Genomic DNA, 19,088 nt, shown 5'->3' with positions numbered 1-19,088 from the left:
GCCGGCTGGTCGCGGATCAGGTGAAGGCAAGCCATATGCCGAGCCAGAGCCAGAGGAGGCCGAGCACCGCAAAGCCGGCAATGAAGAGCGGCCGGCGATAGCGCAGGCGGTTGCTGGTGACATGCACATAGGCATGGGCATAACGCAGCGCCACGAACAGCCAGCCACCGGCAACGGTCACCGGATTGTCCGCATCGACGAGATAGAGAAGGATGCTGACGGCATAGAACAGCACCGGCAACTCGAACTGGTTGGCGATGGCGTTCTTGACGACGAGGCTTTCGGTGGGCTCCTCGCGATTTTCGCGGAACTGTTCCGGCCGGGCCTGCCCTTGCCTGACGGCCCGCATGCGGCGCATCGACAGCAGAAGGTAGAGAGAGAAGACGAGCGCGACATGCGCGATCATCGGCCAGATCGTGGCTTCCGTGGGAGACATGGTTATCCTTCGGCTTGTCGGTTTGAACCGGTTTAGGGGTTTCCGGTGAAAGCCTCAACCGGAAAGGACCATTGCGACAAGCCGAAGGAGGAAGCGATTATTGCGGCGTCAGGTTTTCGGTGCCCGAACCGTCCTTGCCGCTGATCGTCCAGGCGCCTTCCAGCGATCCGTCGCCCTTGACCTGATAGACGATGAGGCCGACCGCATCGCCAAGCACGTAGCCGGCGGCAAAGGCATCGCCATAGAGCATGCAGATGCCGTTCGACGTGGTCGAACCGGTATGCCACTCGATCGAACAGGTCGTCTCGCTCGTCAGCTCGATCGTCGCTGTGCCGCCATAGGTCGAGCCGTCGAGATTCGTGCCTTCGACATTGTAGGTGCCGGCATTGACCGTCTGCGCATGCGCAGGCACGACCAGACCCAGGCCCAGAAGGGCGCCAGCCAGTATCTTCTTCATGTTGTCCCCCAGTGAAACCGGCGAGATTGCCGGTGGCCGATCCTAGCGCATACGTGGAAAAACAAAACAGGATTCGCGCAGGCCCCGGAGACGAAAATGCCCGGCAAAGCCGGGCATTGGAAGGCATATCAGCAATCGGCGATCGATCAGACCGCGCCCGGATAATTCGGGCTTTCGCGGGTGATCGTCACGTCATGGGCATGGCTTTCGCGAAGGCCCGCGCCGGAGATGCGCACGAAGGTCGCCTTCTCCTGGTAATCCTTGAGGTCCTTGCCGCCGACATAGCCCATGGACGCCTTGAGGCCGCCGGCGAGCTGGTGCAGCACGCCCGAAACCGGGCCCTTGTAGGGCACCTGGCCCTCGATGCCTTCGGGCACCAGCTTCAGCGTGTCGCGCACTTCCGCCTGGAAGTAGCGGTCGGCCGAGCCGCGGGCCATGGCGCCCACCGAGCCCATGCCGCGATAGGCCTTGAAGGAGCGGCCCTGGTACAGGAACACCTCGCCCGGGCTTTCATCCGTGCCGGCGAGCAGCGAGCCGACCATGACGGCCGAGGCGCCGGCGGCGATCGCCTTGGCAAGGTCGCCGGAGAACTTGATGCCGCCGTCGGCGATGACCGGGATACCCTGAGCCTGCGCCGCCTCGACCGAGGCCATGATGGCGGCAAGCTGCGGCACGCCGACGCCGGCGACGATGCGGGTGGTGCAGATCGAGCCCGGGCCGATACCGACCTTGACGGCATCGGCACCCGCATCGATCAGCGCCTTGGTGCCGTCGGACGTGGCGACGTTACCGGCCATGATGCGCACGGAGTTCGACAGCTTTTTCACGCGGGCGACGGCGTCCAGCACGCGCTGCGAATGGCCGTGCGCCGTATCGACGACGATGAGGTCGACGCCCGCCTCGATCAGGCGCTCGGCACGCTCGAAGCCGTCATCGCCGACGGAGATGGCGGCGGCGGCGCGCAGGCGCCCCTGCACATCCTTCGACGCATTCGGGTTGAGCTGCGACTTCTCGATGTCCTTCACCGTGATGAGGCCGACGCAACGGCCGTCGCCATCGACCACCAGCAGCTTCTCGATGCGGTGCGTGTGAAGCAGGCGCTTGGCTTCCTGCTGATCGACACTTTCCTTCACCGTGATCAGGTTTTCACGGGTCATCAGTTCATAGATCTTCTGGCTCTGGTCGGAGGCGAAGCGCACGTCGCGGTTCGTCAGGATGCCGACGAGGCGGCCGGCCTTGCCATTGCCGCCATTCTCGACGACCGGGATGCCGGAAATGCCATGCGCCTTCATCAGCGACAGCGCGTCGGCAAGCGTCGCATCCGGGCCGATCGTCACGGGATTGACGACCATGCCGCTCTCGAATTTCTTCACCTGGCGGACTTCCTCGGCCTGTTCGGCGGGGGTCAGGTTGCGGTGGATGACGCCGAGGCCACCGGCCTGCGCCATGGCGATGGCGAGACGGCTCTCCGTCACCGTGTCCATGGCGGAGGAGAGGATCGGCAGGTTGAGTTCGAAATCGTGCGCGATGCGGGTGGCGATGTTCGTCTGGCCCGGCATGACCTCGGAGTGACCAGGTTGCAGGAGGACGTCGTCGAAGGTCAGGGCTTCGAGACCGGTTGCCGTTTCAATGATGCGCGCCATGGGCCAAGTTCCTTTTAGGATAAAGCTTACGCACCAAGGGGAACATTGGGAGTTGTCCGCCTCGGTCGCTTGCAAGAAATTCTTGGAAGTTGGCGAGGGCTGGTAACACGTTCATGACGGCTTGGGAATAGCAAAAGCGGCGGCTTCCCCGCATTGCGCGATTGACGAATTCTTAGCCGTGTCTGCTGCCGGTCTTTTAAATCTTCGTGTGTATAACCGTTTTCGTGGCCAGGACAGAAAGGGCCATACACAAAGCAACAATAGAAGAACGGGGAAATCGATGTCTGCACTGAAGAAAAGAGCACGTGCGCTCGAAGACGAATTCGCCTACCAGCAGGAATTCATGTTCAAGGCCAACGCGCGCCGCAATGCGCTGCTCGGCCTGTGGGCTGCCAATACCATGCACCGCCCCGACGGCGAGGCCTATGCCCGCGAACTCGCCATGGCCGATGTCAGCGCTGCGGACGGTGCCTTCAACCGTGTCCGCGCCGACCTTCGCTCGGCGGGCGTCAACTGTCCCGACGACGAGCTGCGCGACCGCATGGTCGTGATGCTGAAGGATGTCGCCCGGGACATGCGCGGCTACTGACAAATCCTTTCGACGAAACGGCCCGCCCTTGACGGGGCGGGCCGTTTCGATTCTGGCGAACGGAAAGCGTTCAGACGTCGAACTGGTAGCTCACCGGCACGAAGCGGTAGCCCTCGCCCGCCTTCTCCACGAAGCCGGCCGCCGGGAACGGCATGTGATAGCCGACGAAGGCCAGCCTGTCGGTGGCGATCATGTCGAAGACCTTCTTGCGCGTCGCGGCGGCCTGAGCCTTGTCCATGTCGAAGCGCACTTCCCAGTCGGGCCGCTGGAGCGAGAGCACGAAGTGGTTGGCGGTGTCCGCCGTCAGAATCAGCGCCCTGCCCTCCGATTCGACGCGGAAGATCATGTGCCCCGGCGAATGGCCGAAGGCGTTGAGCCCGCGAATACCGGGCACGACCTCGCCCTCGTCCTCGATGAAGGTGAGCTTCTCCGCCAGCGGCTGCACCTTGGCGAGCACGTTCTGGTGGCTCTGTTCGGCGGGCGTTCCCATGCGCTCCGGATTGACCCAGAAATCATATTCCGTGCGGCCCGTGACGTAGCGCGCATTCGCAAAGGCCGGCTTGCCGCCCTCCATCAGGCCGCCGATATGGTCGCCATGCATATGGGTGATGACGACGACGGAGATCTGATCCGGCGTGTAGCCCGCATAGTTCAACCCTTCCAGAAGACGGCCCATGCCCGCCTCGCGTCCGCCCTCGCCCATGCCGGTATCGAAGAGCACGACCTCCGAGCCGGTATCGACCAGCGTCGGCGTGAAGCTGTTGACGAAACGGTCGGCCGGAAGGAAATTTTCGGCCAGCAGGGTGCCGACGGCCTCGGCGGGCTGGTTGATGCCGAACGTCTCGTTCGGCGCACCGGAAGGGCGCATGCCGTCGCGCACCGTCAGCACGCGGAAACTGCCGAGCTTCAGGCTGCGGGTCTCAAGGGGGCTCACGCGCATGTCGGTGGCGTCGCTTTCCGATTGGGCAAGGGCGGTGGCGCGGTTCAGCACCAGGGGCGCGGCCAATGTGCCGAGGCCCGCGGCGAGAAACAAGGACCGGCGCGAGATTGTCGAATGGTCTCCCATGGATCTTCCTCTTTGGTGAAAGGCTGCCTTGCCGGCCGAGCGTCCGGCTCGGCATGAAGCTGACATGCGTCCATCTAGGGCGCTGTCACGATCCGGGCACGCGGTTTCACGGGCTTGTGATGCGCAGGCGCGAGACGCGTCCCCGCACCCAGGGCCCTTTACCGCCGTTTTCCACCTCCCTTGCCAGCAACACCGCTGCGCCTCCTTGCCCGCAACGCGGCCCGGGAAGGCCCTTAGGATTTGACAGATCGCAACGCGGGGCGCAGAAGTCGGGCGGGCCTGCACGAGGGCCTTGCACCCTGATTTGCCGATGAACCGTATCGTCCCGCTCATCCTTGCCGTCGCGCTCTTCATGGAGCAGATGGACTCCACCGTCATCTCCACCTCGCTGCCGGCCATCGCGGCCGATCTCGGCGTGGGGCCGATCACGCTGAAACTGGCGCTCACCTCCTACATGGTGTCGCTCGCGACCTTCATTCCGCTCAGCGGGTGGATGGCCGACCGCTTCGGCGCCAAACGCGTCTTCCGCCTCGCCATCCTCGTCTTCGTCATCGGCTCCATCCTCTGTGCGGTTTCCGGCAGCCTTCTTGCCTTCGTCGTCGCACGCTTCCTGCAGGGCATGGGCGGAGCGATGATGACGCCTGTCGCACGCCTCGTCCTGGTGCGCAGCACCTCGCGCGCCGAACTCGTCTCGGCCATGGCGCTGCTGACGATCCCCGCGCTTGTCGGCCCGCTCGCCGGTCCGCCGCTGGGCGGCTTCATCACCACCTACTTCTCCTGGCACTGGATTTTCCTGATCAACGTGCCGGTCGGCATTGCCGGTTATGTGCTGTCCGGCCTCTACCTCCCGGATATCCGCGCCGCCGCGCCGCCGCCGCTCGACTGGCGCGGCTTCTTCCTGAGCGCGGTGGCCGCGTCCGGCACGATGTTCGGCCTCTCGGTCGTCAGCCTGCCTGCCCTGCCACCCGTCATCGGCATCGCCGCAACGGCCATCGGCCTTCTCTGCGGCGTGCTCTATGTGCGCCACGCCCGCCGGCACCCAGCGCCGCTGCTCGATCTCAGGCTTTTCCGCGACAGCGCCTTCCGTGCAGCAGCCATCGGCGGCACGCTGTTTCGCATCTCCGTCGGCGCAGTGCCCTTCCTGATGCCGCTGATGCTGCAGGTCGGCTTCGGCCTCTCGCCCTTCCAGTCGGGCCTCGTCACCTTCACGGGTGCGATCGGCGCCATCACCACCAAGTTCCTCGCCAAGCGCGTGCTGACCTTCGCCGGCTTCCGCACGACGCTGATCGTCGCCAGCATCTGCGGGGCGATCCTCACCTTCGTGAACGGCCTTTTCACGCCCGCGACACCCTTCTGGTTCATGGCCGGCTTGCTCTTGATCGCGGGCTTCGCGCGCTCCTTCTTCTTCACCAGCGTCAACGCGCTGTCCTTCGCCGATATCCCCGACGCGGATGCCAGCAAGGCGACCTCGATGAGCGCCGTGCTTCAGCAGATCAGCCTGGCGCTGGGGGTCGCCGTTGCCGGCGCAATCCTCGAAATCGAGACCGCGCTGACGGGCTCCCCGCTGGAACTGCGCGATTTCCAGATCGCCTTCATGATCATCTCCGCCCTGACCCTCGCCGCCGTCCTGCCCTTCATCACCATGGCCAAGAATGCCGGCGCCACCGTCTCGGGCCATCGTCTGCCGGGGCCGGACGAGGAAGCGGCAACGGCGAAGTAACCCGCCCCCACCCGCAAACCGGCGCGAACCCCAAGCGTGCTGCAAATCCCCGGCAGGTTCGCACCTGCCCTATCTTCTTGACGTTTTTGGTTCCGCTGCCTCAGCCGCTCTCACCCCGACGCAAAAAGGCGCGCCGCACCCGCCCATCCGCACCAGCCCCCATCTTTTGTCCGTGCGAACAATGCACTAAACCTACCCCAGTCGCCTCCCTCGCGGAGGCGTGGATTGAAACCGGTCTTCGAGCCTTCCGGCTTCGGCGGCGCGACATGTCGCCTCCCTCGCGGAGGCGTGGATTGAAACCCCTCTCCCGCTCTCATGAGCACGGCACAAGGCCAGGTCGCCTCCCTCGCGGAGGCGTGGATTGAAACGGAAACGGAACTACACTTCCGACTAATAACACAACGTCGCCTCCCTCGCGGAGGCGTGGATTGAAACATGCCGCGCTTGAAATCGAGCGGCTTCTGTTCGGTCGCCTCCCTCGCGGAGGCGTGGATTGAAACGCTTCCTCGGCGACCGTGATGTTCGACGAGGTCGTCGCCTCCCTCGCGGAGGCGTGGATTGAAACCGGCCGAAGCGGCGAAAGCCGTAGGGCAAAAGGGGTCGCCTCCCTCGCGGAGGCGTGGATTGAAACACTGTGAAGACGTACGACAGGCTGATGGCGTTTAGTCGCCTCCCTCGCGGAGGCGTGGATTGAAACCATGCCCGCGCGGTACGCTTTTCTTGACGAGGTGGTCGCCTCCCTCGCGGAGGCGTGGATTGAAACTCCACCATGAGGACAGGGGCGTTGGTCTTGAATTGGTCGCCCCCCTCGCGGAGGCGTGGGAAAACGGCGGGTTGCTGGAATATATCGAGTGGTCGGAGACTTCCGGCCCGGCGCGGGCTATTCGGCCTGCTCGCAGACGGCAGCGAGTTTGTTGCCGTCGGGGTCGCGGATGAAGGCGGCGTAGAAGGTGGCGTGGAACGGGCGCAGGCCGGGAGCGCCTTCATCGCTGCCGCCGGCAGCTAGGGCCGCGGCGTGGAAGGCATCGACGGCCGCGCGGGTCGGGGCGACAAGCGCGATGGTCACGCCGTTGCCGAAGGTGGCGGGTTCGCGGTTGAACGGCTCGACCACCCAGAAGCGGCAGCGCACGTCGCCCTCCGCCGCATAGCCGATCTCACCCGGCGCCTGCTTCTGCCTGGCATAGCCGAGCAGCGGCAGGACCGCGTCATAGAAGCGGCCGGCATGGTCCAGATCGTTCGTGCCGACGGTGGTGTAGAGCAGCATCAGGCGTCCGTATCCTCTTCAGCCGCCTCATCCTTCGCCTTGCGCCCCTTGAAGCCCTTGGCGAGCAGGAACATTTCCACCGATTCGGCACGCGAGGCGCCGGGCTTCACATGGATGACCTGCTTGAAATTCTGCTTGAGCATGTTGAGCAGCTCGCGTTCGGTGCCGCCCTGGAAGGTCTTTGCCAGGAAGTGGCCGCCTTCCGCCAGCACCTCCACGGCGAAGTGCGCGGCAACCTCGCACAGATGCATGGTGCGCAGGTGATCCGTCTGGCGATGGCCGGTCGTCGGCGCGGCCATGTCCGAGACGACGAGGTTCGGCGTGCCGCCGACCGCCGCGATCAGCTTTTCCGGCGCATCGGGCTCGAGAAAGTCCATCTGGAGGATGCTGACGCCCGGCAAGGGGTCCATTTCCAGGAAATCGATGGCCGCGACGCGCGGATCGGCATCGGTCGAGCCGGTCACCTTGGCGGCGATCTGCGACCAGCTGCCGGGTGCCGCACCAAGGTCGATGATGCGCTTCGCGCCGGCGAGGATGTTGTGCTTCTCGTCGATCTCCAGCAGCTTGAAGGCCGCCCGGGCGCGATAGCCCTCCAGCTTGGCGCGCTGCACATAGGGATCGTTGATATGGCGCTCGAGCCAGCGGCGCGAGGAGGCCTTGAGCTTGCCCTTCTTGACCTTCTGGCCGAGCTTACGGCCGATGGGGGGCTTGGTCATGACGCCTGTCCTTCGGGCTTTGCCGGGTTGCGGGGGCCGCCGCGCTGGTTGCGGCGGTGGCGGCCGCGGCGCCAGACGCCGTCATCGGCCATCATGTCGGTGAGCAGGCCTTCGCGCAGGCCCCGGTCGGCAACGCGCATGCGGCGCGATGGCCAGCGCTTGCGGATCGCCTCCAGGATGGCGCAGCCGGCGAGCACGAGATCCGCCCTGTCCGGCCCGATGCAGGGATTGGCCGCGCGGGCGGAAAAATCCCAGGAGAGAAGGCGCGCCTGCATGGCCGTCACCTCGTCGTCCGAAAGCCAGACGCCGTCCACCCGGCGCCGGTCGTAGCGCGGCAGGTCGAGATGCACGCCCGCCAGCGTCGTCACCGTGCCGGATGTGCCGATGAGGTGGAAATCCTCCGGCGCCGCGCGCACGACATCGCCAGGGCAATCGAAGCCCGCCAGCATGGTCTCGACCTCCGACACCATGCCCGCAAAGCTCTCCGGCGTCACGTCGCGCCCGCCGTGGCGTTCGGACAGCGTGACGACGCCGACCGGCAGCGAGGTCCAGTGCGTGATGTGGTTGGCAAGCCGGCTGGAGCGATTGTCGCCGATGCGGATGACCGCGATTTCCGAGGAGCCGCCGCCGATATCGAAGAGCACGACGGATTTCGCCTCGCGCCCGACCAGCGAGGAGCAGCCGGACACGGCAAGCCGCGCTTCGGTCTCGCGGTTGATGATCTCGAGGTCGAGCCCCGTCTCCTGCCGAACCCGCTCCAGGAACGCCTCGCCGTTGACCGCCGCGCGGCAGGCCTCTGTGGCGATCAGCCGGGCGCGGCGGATGCTGCGGTTCTTCAGCTTGGCCGCGCAGACCTTCAGAGCCTCGACGGAGCGGTCCATCGCCTCGTCGGACAGCCGGCCGCTCGCCGCAAGCCCTTCGCCGAGGCGCACGATGCGCGAAAAGGCATCGACAACCCGGAACTGGCCGGGGCGCGTCGGCTGGGCGATGAGAAGACGGCAATTGTTGGTGCCAAGGTCGAGCGCGGCATAGAGCGGCGCGTCATAGCCTTCGCGCTCGGCCGGGCGCGGGGCGGATTGCGTCTCCGGAGCATGGGGGGGGGACCGCGCCTCCAGGGCCTGTTCGGCCGCGGGATACAGGACCGTCGCCTCGGCGGCGACGAGCACGGTGCGCGCGCCGGCCTTCTTGCCGCGATGCTTGCGACGGTTCCTGCGGCCTTCCGCCTGACGCGGATCCTCGCGGGAGGCTTCCCGCTGGCCGACAGGGGCAAGCGGGCGCACGTTCTCGCCGCCGGCACCCTTGCCGCGCCGACGACGCTTGTTCCTGCGCGCGGTATCGCCACCTTCGGTGGCCTTGGGGCGCTCAGCCGATCCGGACGAACCGGCCGCCTGGCCTGCGGACAGGGAAACGGCAGAGGGACCTGTAGCGCCCTTCTGCTTGCCCTTGCGTCGGCGCGACCGCTTCGGTCGCCCCGCATCGCCCGCATCTCGCGCCCCGGAAACGGGCGGCTTCAAGCCGCTGTCGGGGTCGTTCACGTTACTGCCTATGGCGCCGCGCAAAGCTTTAAAGCTGCAAGCAGGCGCTCTCTCGATCTTCGTTGCCGCGACATTACCAGCGCCCGGCCCGTTCGCCAAATTCTTTTTATGACGAAACCGCGATGCACGGGCCTCGGACACGCCGGATGCATTTTCCCGAAAAAACCATTTGCATCTCGCCGCCGTTTGTTTATAAGCCCGCCTCACAGGCACCGGCCAAGCCGGTTTCGCCCCTGCTGGGGAATAGTTCAACGGTAGAACGACGGACTCTGACTCCGTTAATCTTGGTTCGAATCCAGGTTCCCCAGCCAATTCTCCTTAAGAGCCCTGAATTCCTTGCTTCCGGCAACAAACTCTTCCGCTTCATGCTCCAATACGGACCTATGCGCGGCACCCACGATTTAACCGCTTCATATGACAAATATTGAGATTTACACTGGTTGATCGCCACCAATGGTATCTGGATTTTGCTGCAGTTGCAGAGCTACCTGCCGTAGCCGATTTGCGCCAAGGGCGCAGGTACGCAATGACTCTGCCGTGCCACTAACGCCGTAGCGCTGCCACTCGGACACCATTCGCCTTACGACATCCGATCGATCGGTTCCGAGACTCGATGCCACATTGTCTAAGAATTCGCGTTCGTCCTCACTGATACGCGTATTCTGATTAAACGTCTTCTTAGACATGGTCCCTCACGATACTGCTGGCAGTGCTTCGCGTGCGCTGCCGCGGCTCCGCCATATCAAAAGCTGTATCGGTCGGTCTTCGCGATAGGCGTTCCAGGCTTTGATGCTGATCGCCACACGCTCTGCCTCCGCAAGGCGCACGCGATGCGATGCCCGCGTTCGGATGAGACGCTCACGCAAGTGTCTGATCGGGCTGTGCTCGGCAAGCTGTACTCCGTCGATCAGACGCGCGAAAAACTCGTTGGCACGTGGCGTGTCTTTGTCCGCAAATGTCCGGTGAAGTGCTGCAGCGATGCCGCTTCCCATAATTTCACGAATTGCGGAGACCTGCGTAATACTTGCCCTGATGTTAGGATGGCAGTTCAAGACCTCCAGTAATTCGCCGTTGGTCGGTGATGAGTTTGCCGCCAGGATCACTCCGTTTTCGATCATCCATAGCCAGCGCAAGGCCGACGCCAGGATCATCGTGTGGCTTTCCCCATAATCGCGCAAGACATCACTAATGGATCGACGTCGTCCAATATCCAGAGATGCGAATATCTCGGGTCTTAATCCTTCGACAATGATTGCGGGGAAGGAGCACTTAGCTTTCTTGGCCGCCTCGAGACGATGTTGGCCATCAAGCAGTCGTCCATCTCTACCAATTTTGATAGTCTGCCCATTTAGCCGCCATCGCCCCGCAAGCATATCACGTGCGTATTTGTTAATGACGGGAAGTGAAACGTTGCGATTAGGCCCACGATCAGCGAGCATGAGCTCAGCCATTTTCGGTGTGATGAGTGCAACTCGAACTTTTAAGCCTCCGGTGGATTGCTGGAGTTTTTCCCCATGCCGCGTTTCGCGAATGTCGCCCAGCGGTCCCCATCGGCTTTCAGGTTCGAGACGAGGAAAGCTTTCCCGCTCTGCGCCGAATCTCAAGTGCTTGATTGACTTGCCTTGGCTAAACGCGTTCCATGCCTTAATGGCGATCGCGAGCATGTAAGTCTGTTTTCGTGCGCCTCCTTGACCACGAAGAGCTGTTAACGCATTTCGCAATTGAACAACTGGATTGTCGGCTGCTGTCGAAACGGGCTCTCCAATTTGCGCCATAAACTGGTCCGCCTTTTCCGGACTTATGCGGCTGGCGAGATAATGCATCGCGATCCCACACCCCTGTGGCAAAAGCGGCATCGCTCGCAGAGCAGGTAGGACGCTGTCACGGATTTCTGGCGCCTGCTCAAGAACCGAAAGAAGGGCCGTCGTTCCCGGCCCTTTTCCGCCACCCGGGGCGGCTCCGGCCTGATAACTCCAGATAATGCGCAGCGCGGCCCCTAGAGATCGGCCATGGAGTTCACTTCGCATGGAAAGGATATCTGCTAGAGTGCGTTTTCTGACGGAATCGATTGTTTCGAAGGCTGAACTGCTGACGCCTTTAACAACCAATGTCTGGAACGGCGCTCCAGATTTGACGCAGGCGTGCAGTCTAGCTCTGCCATCCAGCAGCGATCCGTCGCTTGACAGAACGATTGGAGCGCCATTAAGCACCCATTGTCCAGCGGACATGTCTTTTCCGAAAGCGGCCAGCGCCAACTGATCGACGTGGCCGCTTGCATGGACATTACCCAGCATCTCAGCGGCTGCGGATGGTGTAATTTCCGCTATTTCCCAAGCAATCTCATCTAAGCTGTCCATGTTGTCCTCCTTCCGACATCCTATCAAGCAACATCGGAAAACGGCAGATGGGATCGTGTTTGACGCAAAGCTGGCAACTTTGGCGTCAGCCAGACTGACGGTAGCGAAACTGCGCAAGAAACCTCGTCATAAGTGGTAGAGTATCACGGTCTTTCTTCGAGGTCGTCGATGCTATTGTTCTTTGTGGTTTGATGGCAAGAAACACAGTTGTAAAACACGACCTCATTTGCGTTTCACTCAAAACGCAAGAAATAAAGCAAACCCGGCAATCGCGTGCGGGTCGAAGGACGGTCGATTGATTCTACTTCAACGTCCTCAGCGCCAGGCCGACGCTTGAAGGCGCAGGCACGGCATGGTGGGACGGGATGCAAAATGCCGATTGGGAGCGTAATTTCTCCACAAGTGACATTATAAACATCTATAGGCGGTCAGCCCCCGTCAAAAACAGGCTGATAACGAATGGTGGCGACCGTCTTTTGCTGATGCCGAAGAAGACCGGTCGCTTCGACGCCCTGGTGCCCGCTATCGGTTACCGGCTGCTTCCGATTTAAGTTTCACATAACAGGTCGCAAGCGATGAGTTCGCAAAGTGGCTGCGCAAGCGATGAAATTAGCCATAGGAAATATGCTGCCTTTGCTCACTCGCTGCGGCCCAAGCGGAAATCATTTCCGCTGTCGAAGTGGGCTGTGCCTGATCCCCTCTTCAACCGCGGGCGTGCACCTGAATTCGTCTGCATCTCTTCCGAACATTATGAGTGATGCGCTCAATGACCCTCGTCGGATCGCCAGCCATAGCAGCGATTTGCGGGGCTATATCCTCAGAAGCGCGGCTTACGAGTTCCGCAAGCTCCTCAACCCTCTTAACGGTTGATGCGCCGCTCAATCCGAGCTCCTCGGCCAATGCCTTCCAGTCAGAATTCCTCAAATCAGCCGCGATGAAACGTCCGGCAATGCCTTGAGGCAGGCTCTGGTCAACCTGACGATACACTGCGGCACACATCAAATCGTAAAGGGGTGCCATCTTCGCGGATCCACCGGCGCCAATCAGAATCGAGTAGTTCTTTGCGTGCGAATCCGAGTTGCAGATCAGTACGTTAAAGATCACTGCATCTAGGAGCCTTAAACGTTCGGCAGGTGAAACGAGATCGCTGACGGCACCGAACATCAATCTCAGGGTCACACCACGAGCTGTCGAGGGTCGCTCGTATTTCTGCGATGGGAAATGACCCGTTAGCTGGCAGAGGTCTTCCTGATGCAGCCTCCGGATTTCACCTTCCGCATCAATGAACCGGTCATAGCGCTTTACCAGCAGATAGCGTCGCGCTCCGGCTACCCCTATGGTTGCGTCGGCAGCATCCAAACCACATGCCCGCGCGAGGGCGAGACAGAAGGCTTCGTTTTCGACGCTTCCCGCAAGCCGCTTTGTGTCCGGCTTGATGATGTGTGTCGATGGTGTTCCATCGACGGGGATCGAGATAGCGCCGCCCTGATCAACAAAAACGGGCAGCTTCTCTTGAACCCCTGCAAGCGACATTGAGACACCTCGCTCCCCCACCAGGAAGGGCTTGGCCGGAAGTTCATTGAGAATACGCTCAAGTGTCTTCCCGTCCGGAATGGGTTGCAGATTTACGCCCGCCTTCCGCGGTTTGCCGATCGATAACGCTCCTGCGGTGTCACGGCCGATATGACCGAGCAGGCCAACGATGTCTTGAGGAGAGACCTTCAGTCGTTGACCGATCTCGGCGAGATGCGTTTCCGGGAGAAGGTTGGCAAGCCACGGCAGCAGCACATCAGCGCCGACCGCTCCTAAGCGCATTGGCATCGTCAGCGAAACCGGAAAAGCGGAGCGGCGCGCTTCCCAGGATGAATCGTAGCTAAGCCTCCACTCGCCTTCAAAAGTCATTTGCGCGACGGGGAAGGTTTCGTAGAAGATGGTTATCATCGACCATCACCGAAGGTCGGCAGGAAGTCGAGGTCGTCGTCCGATGCGGTTGAAGTCACCGTGGCTGTATTTAGATCGCCGATCTTTATGCCGACGGCGCGTGCAACGATCAACGCCTTTTCGAGCTGGCAGCTCGGCTTTCCGGATTCGAGTTCGACGATGAAGCGCTCGCCCGTGCCGGAACGAACGGCCAGCTCAACCTGGGTCCAGCCAAGGACTTTGCGTTTCTCTCGGACGGCAGCGCCGAAATCGCGTGCAGACTTAAACATTGAACACCCTTACTAATAGCTTACCGTACAGGAAGTTTATTCAGAGATCAATGCGACTCTTCCCGCTCGGGAAGTATGGGCTTTCGTTCTGTAAAATCATCCCGATCGGGAGGTTTTATTCATCGCGCTTCAGCAGGAAATCAATTTGTGCCCTTTCCTCACGCGACGGGGCACGTCCATAACGAATAGCGGAGCCAGTTGAAGGCGCAAGCGACTTTGTGTCATCGGTCGCTAGATGCCAGATCGTCTTCCAGAAGCGGAAATTATTACCGCAAGCGCCTGCCGTTGACTGATGCCCAAAGCCAGGGCACGAAGGTGGCATCCACAGTCGCTCGCGGCGGGAAAATATAGGGAATTTCAAAGATTTTCCTTTAAGCAATTGAAATCATTGAAATTTACCAAAAGCGAGTCATTCTTGGTCGATTTTTCGATCCAAATTGGCGACTATCTCCCGCACGGAAAAGTGGCGTCTTCTCAATAAGTTAGGCGATCTCAGCCGCAGTCCCTTGGGCCATCCATCGTGTTCGAGGATGGCTGGTAATGTTGGCTGGGGACCTTTTTCTGCTGCATTCAAAAAGGGCGGCGACCAACGACAATGTTACGGCCGACCTAGCTTGACAGCTCCAGTGTAACCGAGCGGGAAGCAGACGTTTAGTCTGTAATCGCAAAGGTCTCAAACGGGCTCAAGCCTGATCTCTTGTCCGAAGACGAGCTCCGGCACGATCGCCTCCCAAACATCTCGGTGAAGGTGCACCCGGAACTCTTCCTGGTTGTCGGCCCTGCGCCAGCGCACGATGGCACCGACCTCGCCGCGAAGGAAGCTGAGACCCTCTGGAGGCGACCAGCTTTTGGCCATGCGTCCAAGCGCTTGCCCCCGGAGAATCCCGCATCATCCAATTGGAGCCATCGCGCACGACCTTAAGTGGGTCTCGTGCCTTTGCCGCCGAGATTGCGGTAAGCGAGGGATGACCGGGGCCGAGGCGTCCGGCCCACGACAGATCCACGGTCTTGAGGTTCGGCACTTGATATAGCGCAGCGGGAAAATCGGCGGCGTCAGAAATGTCTGGCGCTGCGCGGCGCAGCACATGCTCTTCGCCGTCCGGGACGAACGGATGATGTCCTTCGCCGATGATGGCTAGGCTACGTCGCGCTCTGGTCATGGCGACAGAAAAGAGTCGGCGCGGCGCATCAGGATCCTCGTCCTTGGAGGGCCTGTCCCAACCGCCATTCAGGATGACGACATCGTCGAACTCCAGGCCTTTCGCCCGATGTGCCGTCAACAGCAACAGGCCACGCTGATCGCCGCGGGCATCGTTGGTCCATTCGGCGAACCACTCGACAAGATCAGGCACGGGCATGGTTTTGTTCGCAAGCTCTTTTGCCAAAGCGGCGATGCCTTCGCCAATCAGATCAGTCCAGCGATTGGACGGCATCGCGTTCAGCACGTCCACCAGTGCAAATTCCGAGGCAATCCGCGCCCTGATTCCGAAATGATCTCGCCCCTCCATTCCGAGAAATAGTCGCCCCCTTGTTCCGAGATGATGCCGCCCCCTTTGGAAGGGATGTGGCGTGGGGGTTCTGCCGGTGTGAAGTTCCTTCCGTCGATGTTGACGAGGAAGGAACGGGATGCCTGCGGAGAGACTGGAGATGCGGCGTGTCCGCGAGATACTGAGATATCGTTTCGAACAAGGACTGGGCCACAAATCGATTGCGGTTCGGGTCGGGGCAGCACCGTCGACGGTGCGCGAGACGCTGCGGCGGGCAACGGTTGCGGGTCTTTCGTGGCCGTTGGGTGATGACGTGAGCGATGCCGTCCTGGAGGCGGCGCTCTACAAATCGGCAGGGACGAAGACGGGTCATCGCCGGGCCCCCGAGCCGGACTGGGCCGAGGTCCATCGCGAACTCAAGCGCAAGCACGTGACGCTGCAAATTCTCTGGGACGAATACATGAGCCGTTATCCCGACGGCTACCGCTACAGCCGGTATTGTGACCTCTATCGCGGCTGGGCGCTGAAGCTGCCGGTGACGATGCGGCAGGAGCATGCTGCCGGCGACAAGCTGTTCGTCGATTATGCCGGTGACACGGTCACGGTCGTCGTTGATCGGCTGTCGGGCAAGACGCGACAAGCACACCTGTTCGTGGCGGTTCTGGGAGCGTCCAGCCTGTCTTATGCGCAAGCGCGCTGGACAGAGACGCTACCCGACTGGGTCGAATGCCATGTTCAGGCGCTGGAATTCTTCGGCGGCTCGCCGGCGCTTCTGGTTCCTGATAATGCCAAGGTGGCGATCATCAAGGCCTGCCACTTCGACCCCCAGGTCAACAGGACCTATTGCGCCATGGCGGCGCACTATGGGAGCGCCGTTCTTCCGACACGGCCGCGGCGGCCGCGCGACAAGGCGAAAGTGGAGGCCGCGGTTCGTATTGCCGAGCGCTGGCTGTTGGGCCGGCTGCGTCATCGGGTCTTCTACAGCCTGGCCGACGTGAATGCGGCGATCGCCGAACTGCTTTGCGACCTCAACGATAAACGCGTTCTGCGCCGGGTCGGCGCTACCCGTCGCCAGCTATTCGAGGAACTCGATCGTCCGGCTCTGCGGCCATTGCCTGTCGAGCGCTATGTCTTCGCCGAGTGGCGTATCCGGCGTGCCGGACTGGATTACCACGTCGAGATCGAACGGCATTACTACTCCGTTCCCTATCGCTTTGCCCGCGAGCAGGTCGAGGCGCGCATCACCGCCAACACGATCGAGATATTCCACAAGGGCGAGCGGATTGCCGCGCACCGCCGCTCGAGCGGCAATGGCAAACACACGACCATCCCCGATCATATGCCTTCGGCGCATCGTCGGTTTGCCGACTGGACGATCGAACGCATTCGGCGCGAAGCCTCTGCCATGGGACGGGATGTCGAGCTTTTGTGCGAGCGCATTCTTGCCGACCGGCCGCATCCTGAGCAGGGCTTTCGCGCCTGCCTCGGAATTATCCGCCTTAACAAGAGCTTCGGCCGCGACAGGGTCAATGCCGCTTGCGCCCGAGCGCTGGAGATCGGGGCTCGGACCTATGGCTCAGTGCGCTCCATCCTCGACAATCACCTCGACCGGACGGCGAGCTCGAATGGTGCCGCCTCGCACGAACCGATCCACCACGAGAACATCCGCGGACCTCGCTATTACCACTAAGGAGAACGAAGAATGCTTGCTCATCCAACACTTGATAGACTGAACGCCATGGGCCTGGCGGGCATGGCCAAGGCCTTCGGCGAACTCGTTGCCAACGGCGAAGCCGAACATCTCTCGCATGCCGAATGGCTCGGACTGCTGCTCGAGCGGGAATGGAGTTCCCGCTACGACCGCAAGCTTGCCACGCGCCTCAGGTTCGCCAAGCTTCGCCATCAGGCGACGCCCGAAGATGTCGACTATCGCGCCGAACGCGGCCTCGATCGTGCGCTCTTCATGAAGTTGCTCGGTGGTGACTGGATCGGCGCTCACGACAATCTCGCTATCTGCGGCCCCTCAGGCGTCGGAAAGAGCTGGTTGGCATGTGCCCTCGGCCATAAGGCTTGCCGCGACGACCGTTCCGTTCTCTATCAGCGCGTTCCTCGGCTCTTTGCCCAGCTCGCGCTCGCCCGCGGTGACGGCAGATACGCCAGGCTGCAACGCACCCTGGGCCATGTTCAGGTCCTGATCCTGGACGACTGGGGTCTTGAGCCGCTCAACGAACAGGCCCGTCACGATCTTTTGGAAATCCTCGAGGACCGCTACGGCCGTCGATCGACGATCATCACCAGCCAGCTCCCCGTATCTGCCTGGCACGGCGTCATCGGCGATCCCACCTATGCCGACGCCATCCTGGATCGCCTCGTCCACAATGCCCATCGCATCGAACTCAGCGGAGAGAGCCTACGCCGAAATCTGCCGCGCAAAGCTTGACACATCACTCGAACGAACTGACAACAATCACTGCCTGCAGACCCCTTGAAACAGGGGGCGAGATCGTCCCGGAATCCGGGGGCGCAATCATCTCGGAACAAGGGGGCGGCTTCATCGGAATCGGCATCCACCAGATCACGGACGCCCAGAAAACGTGTATTATCGCGGCGTAGGACGTCGATGAACTGCTGCATTTCGCGCAGACGCCAGATGCTGGGCAGGCTCTCATTTGCCATCTCCACCGGAATGCCAAGCGTTTCGGCATAAGCGCGCACCGGAGCCACCTGTGGTAGCTTGGTCTCGATCACATCGAGGATGTCCGCCAGCTTGGTGCCGCGCTGCGTCGCCCGGACCTCGAAGCTGAGATTGGTGCGCACTGCGCCACCGTCCAGCAGCAAAAGTTCGCGTCCAAGCCGTGACTTGAAATGATCTCGAATGTCCCGCACCACTTCTGGCTTGGCGGTGGCGGTAAGGCAGAGCACCTGGGCAGGCGCTTCATCGCCCGAAGATTCCTTGATGAAGCGGCTGACAAATCGGTAATCAGGCCGGAAATCGTGGCCCCACTTCGACACGCAATGCGCTTCATCCAGCACCCAGAGCCCGATCTCGCGCTGTGCCAGGACCGATCGCACCGAGTTGCTGCGCAACTGCTCGGGTGAGATCAGCAGCATTGCGACCTCTCCCATGCGGACACGGTCCAGTGCATCCTGCCGCTCGGGCATCGAAAGCATGCCATTGACGGTTACGGCAGAGGAGATCCCTGCCCGCGCCATACCCTGCACTTGGTCAGCCATCAACGCGACCAGCGGCGAGATCACCACTGTCAGCGCTCCGGTCTTGTCGAACTTCGAGAGGGCGGGGATCTGATAGCAGACCGATTTGCCGGTGCTGGTCGGCAGAATGCCGAGAACACTTGACCCGCGCATCGTCTCATCGACGATCCGCTCCTGCAGGGGGCGCCCATGTCATCTACTGGCTCGGCGCGGAAGGCATCGAACCCGAACCAGCGCGAGAGCGCGCGCAACGGATCATTCTTCTCGCTGCACCAGGCGCAATCCGGGCTTTTGCAATTAGCGTCGCGCAGGTGCCGCACGATCAGTGAAGCCTCGCGGAACTGCGCCCGTACCCAGGGCGGCATGACGGAATCCCCGCCCGCGACCATGATCCA

Annotated in this window: 16 protein-coding genes, 1 tRNA gene and 1 CRISPR repeat array; of the genes, 5 read left to right on the top strand and 12 right to left on the bottom strand. The window is 61.8% G+C overall.

Going from position 1 to position 19,088, the window contains the following annotated elements; genetic code table 11:
• Positions 1 to 16: 16 nt before the first annotated feature.
• The 3 genes from K0P03_RS03140 to guaB all read right to left on the bottom strand — a co-directional run bounded on the left by K0P03_RS03140 (position 17) and on the right by guaB (position 2,536).
• Positions 17 to 436 carry an MAPEG family protein gene (locus K0P03_RS03140; protein ID WP_023517118.1) on the bottom strand — a complete coding sequence of 140 codons (420 nt, stop codon included), beginning with the start codon at positions 434 to 436 and terminating at the stop codon, positions 17 to 19.
• A 97-nt stretch (positions 437 to 533) separates the two neighbouring features.
• Entirely contained in the window at positions 534 to 893 is a 360-nt protein-coding gene (locus K0P03_RS03135) for a hypothetical protein (RefSeq protein ID WP_023517117.1), read from the bottom strand.
• A gap of 146 nt (positions 894 to 1,039) precedes the next feature.
• Positions 1,040 to 2,536 carry an IMP dehydrogenase gene (gene guaB / locus K0P03_RS03130; RefSeq protein WP_023517116.1) on the bottom strand — a complete coding sequence of 499 codons (1,497 nt, stop codon included), beginning with the start codon at positions 2,534 to 2,536 and terminating at the stop codon, positions 1,040 to 1,042.
• 280 nt (positions 2,537 to 2,816) lie between these two features.
• On the opposite strand from guaB, the gene K0P03_RS03125 reads away from it, so the two are divergent.
• A complete protein-coding gene (locus tag K0P03_RS03125; protein WP_272788872.1) occupies positions 2,817 to 3,125 on the top strand; it encodes a DUF1476 domain-containing protein in 309 nt (102 codons plus the stop codon).
• A gap of 70 nt (positions 3,126 to 3,195) precedes the next feature.
• Here the strand turns inward: K0P03_RS03125 and K0P03_RS03120 are convergent, their stop codons facing one another.
• The gene (locus tag K0P03_RS03120; RefSeq protein ID WP_272788871.1) at positions 3,196 to 4,191 is read right to left on the bottom strand and encodes an MBL fold metallo-hydrolase; all 996 of its coding nucleotides are present in this window, start codon (positions 4,189 to 4,191) and stop codon (positions 3,196 to 3,198) included.
• Positions 4,192 to 4,501: 310 nt separating this feature from the next.
• On the opposite strand from K0P03_RS03120, the gene K0P03_RS03115 reads away from it, so the two are divergent.
• On the top strand, positions 4,502 to 5,911 hold the full coding sequence (locus K0P03_RS03115; protein ID WP_272788870.1) for a DHA2 family efflux MFS transporter permease subunit: 1,410 nt from the start codon (positions 4,502 to 4,504) through the stop codon (positions 5,909 to 5,911).
• Positions 5,912 to 6,111: 200 nt separating this feature from the next.
• A CRISPR array of direct repeats spans positions 6,112 to 6,674; the repeat unit is 32 nt; unit sequence GTCGCCTCCCTCGCGGAGGCGTGGATTGAAAC.
• Positions 6,675 to 6,791: 117 nt separating this feature from the next.
• On the opposite strand, the gene K0P03_RS03110 is transcribed toward K0P03_RS03115, so the two are convergent.
• Genes K0P03_RS03110 through K0P03_RS03100 form a run of 3 tightly spaced genes read right to left on the bottom strand, consistent with a single transcriptional unit; the run spans position 6,792 to position 9,426 of the window.
• Positions 6,792 to 7,175 (bottom strand): VOC family protein, encoded by a 384-nt coding sequence (locus K0P03_RS03110; protein WP_023515293.1) that lies wholly within the window; start codon positions 7,173 to 7,175, stop codon positions 6,792 to 6,794.
• Positions 7,175 to 7,891 (bottom strand): RlmE family RNA methyltransferase, encoded by a 717-nt coding sequence (locus K0P03_RS03105; RefSeq protein WP_023515294.1) that lies wholly within the window; start codon positions 7,889 to 7,891, stop codon positions 7,175 to 7,177. Before K0P03_RS03105 ends, K0P03_RS03110 begins: the two co-directional genes overlap by 1 nt.
• A complete protein-coding gene (locus K0P03_RS03100; protein WP_443020528.1) occupies positions 7,888 to 9,426 on the bottom strand; it encodes a Ppx/GppA phosphatase family protein in 1,539 nt (512 codons plus the stop codon). Before K0P03_RS03100 ends, K0P03_RS03105 begins: the two co-directional genes overlap by 4 nt.
• 237 nt (positions 9,427 to 9,663) lie before the next feature.
• Here K0P03_RS03100 and K0P03_RS03095 point away from each other — a divergent pair.
• Positions 9,664 to 9,737 (top strand) — tRNA-Gln (locus K0P03_RS03095).
• 381 nt (positions 9,738 to 10,118) lie between these two features.
• Here K0P03_RS03095 and K0P03_RS03090 read toward each other — a convergent pair.
• The 4 genes from K0P03_RS03090 to K0P03_RS03075 all read right to left on the bottom strand — a co-directional run bounded on the left by K0P03_RS03090 (position 10,119) and on the right by K0P03_RS03075 (position 15,444).
• The gene (locus K0P03_RS03090) at positions 10,119 to 11,783 is read right to left on the bottom strand and encodes a hypothetical protein (protein ID WP_272788869.1); all 1,665 of its coding nucleotides are present in this window, start codon (positions 11,781 to 11,783) and stop codon (positions 10,119 to 10,121) included.
• Between the two features lie 702 nt (positions 11,784 to 12,485).
• Positions 12,486 to 13,724 (bottom strand): type II toxin-antitoxin system HipA family toxin, encoded by a 1,239-nt coding sequence (locus K0P03_RS03085; RefSeq protein WP_272788868.1) that lies wholly within the window; start codon positions 13,722 to 13,724, stop codon positions 12,486 to 12,488.
• Complete coding sequence (locus tag K0P03_RS03080; RefSeq protein WP_024270282.1) at positions 13,721 to 13,993, bottom strand: helix-turn-helix domain-containing protein; 273 nt, start codon at positions 13,991 to 13,993, stop codon at positions 13,721 to 13,723. Before K0P03_RS03080 ends, K0P03_RS03085 begins: the two co-directional genes overlap by 4 nt.
• Positions 13,994 to 14,676: 683 nt before the next feature.
• The gene (locus K0P03_RS03075) at positions 14,677 to 15,444 is read right to left on the bottom strand and encodes a 3'-5' exonuclease (RefSeq protein WP_272788867.1); all 768 of its coding nucleotides are present in this window, start codon (positions 15,442 to 15,444) and stop codon (positions 14,677 to 14,679) included.
• A gap of 196 nt (positions 15,445 to 15,640) precedes the next feature.
• Between K0P03_RS03075 and istA the strand changes: the two genes are divergently transcribed.
• Complete coding sequence (istA, locus tag K0P03_RS03070) at positions 15,641 to 17,170, top strand: IS21 family transposase (RefSeq protein ID WP_081870543.1); 1,530 nt, start codon at positions 15,641 to 15,643, stop codon at positions 17,168 to 17,170.
• A 12-nt stretch (positions 17,171 to 17,182) separates the two neighbouring features.
• Positions 17,183 to 17,920 carry an IS21-like element helper ATPase IstB gene (istB, locus tag K0P03_RS03065; protein ID WP_023517565.1) on the top strand — a complete coding sequence of 246 codons (738 nt, stop codon included), beginning with the start codon at positions 17,183 to 17,185 and terminating at the stop codon, positions 17,918 to 17,920.
• Here the strand turns inward: istB and K0P03_RS03060 are convergent.
• Positions 17,824 to 18,846: a DEAD/DEAH box helicase gene (locus K0P03_RS03060; protein ID WP_272788866.1), complete on the bottom strand. Its 1,023-nt coding sequence runs from the start codon at positions 18,844 to 18,846 to the stop codon at positions 17,824 to 17,826. The two genes, istB and K0P03_RS03060, sit on opposite strands and share 97 nt — an antisense overlap.
• Positions 18,847 to 19,088 lie beyond the last annotated feature (242 nt).

Source organism: Shinella sp. HY16, from assembly GCF_028534175.1.
Classification (GTDB): Bacteria; Pseudomonadota; Alphaproteobacteria; order Rhizobiales; family Rhizobiaceae; genus Shinella.
The sequence above is the reverse complement of the archived record's forward strand: the minus strand, read 5'-3'. Positions and strand labels throughout refer to the sequence as shown.

Excerpts from the sequence above, each read along its gene's own strand:
- K0P03_RS03140 (WP_023517118.1), bottom strand. The coding sequence starts at position 436 with ATGTCTCCCACGGAAGCCACGATCTGGCCGATGATCGCGCATGTCGCG.
- K0P03_RS03135 (WP_023517117.1), bottom strand. The coding sequence starts at position 893 with ATGAAGAAGATACTGGCTGGCGCCCTTCTGGGCCTGGGTCTGGTCGTG.
- guaB (WP_023517116.1), bottom strand. The coding sequence starts at position 2,536 with ATGGCGCGCATCATTGAAACGGCAACCGGTCTCGAAGCCCTGACCTTC.
- K0P03_RS03125 (WP_272788872.1), top strand. The coding sequence starts at position 2,817 with ATGTCTGCACTGAAGAAAAGAGCACGTGCGCTCGAAGACGAATTCGCC.
- K0P03_RS03120 (WP_272788871.1), bottom strand. The coding sequence starts at position 4,191 with ATGGGAGACCATTCGACAATCTCGCGCCGGTCCTTGTTTCTCGCCGCG.
- K0P03_RS03115 (WP_272788870.1), top strand. The coding sequence starts at position 4,502 with ATGAACCGTATCGTCCCGCTCATCCTTGCCGTCGCGCTCTTCATGGAG.
- K0P03_RS03110 (WP_023515293.1), bottom strand. The coding sequence starts at position 7,175 with ATGCTGCTCTACACCACCGTCGGCACGAACGATCTGGACCATGCCGGC.
- K0P03_RS03105 (WP_023515294.1), bottom strand. The coding sequence starts at position 7,891 with ATGACCAAGCCCCCCATCGGCCGTAAGCTCGGCCAGAAGGTCAAGAAG.
- K0P03_RS03090 (WP_272788869.1), bottom strand. The coding sequence starts at position 11,783 with ATGGACAGCTTAGATGAGATTGCTTGGGAAATAGCGGAAATTACACCA.
- K0P03_RS03085 (WP_272788868.1), bottom strand. The coding sequence starts at position 13,724 with ATGATAACCATCTTCTACGAAACCTTCCCCGTCGCGCAAATGACTTTT.
- K0P03_RS03080 (WP_024270282.1), bottom strand. The coding sequence starts at position 13,993 with ATGTTTAAGTCTGCACGCGATTTCGGCGCTGCCGTCCGAGAGAAACGC.
- istA (WP_081870543.1), top strand. The coding sequence starts at position 15,641 with ATGCGGCGTGTCCGCGAGATACTGAGATATCGTTTCGAACAAGGACTG.
- istB (WP_023517565.1), top strand. The coding sequence starts at position 17,183 with ATGCTTGCTCATCCAACACTTGATAGACTGAACGCCATGGGCCTGGCG.
- K0P03_RS03060 (WP_272788866.1), bottom strand. The coding sequence starts at position 18,846 with ATGCGCGGGTCAAGTGTTCTCGGCATTCTGCCGACCAGCACCGGCAAA.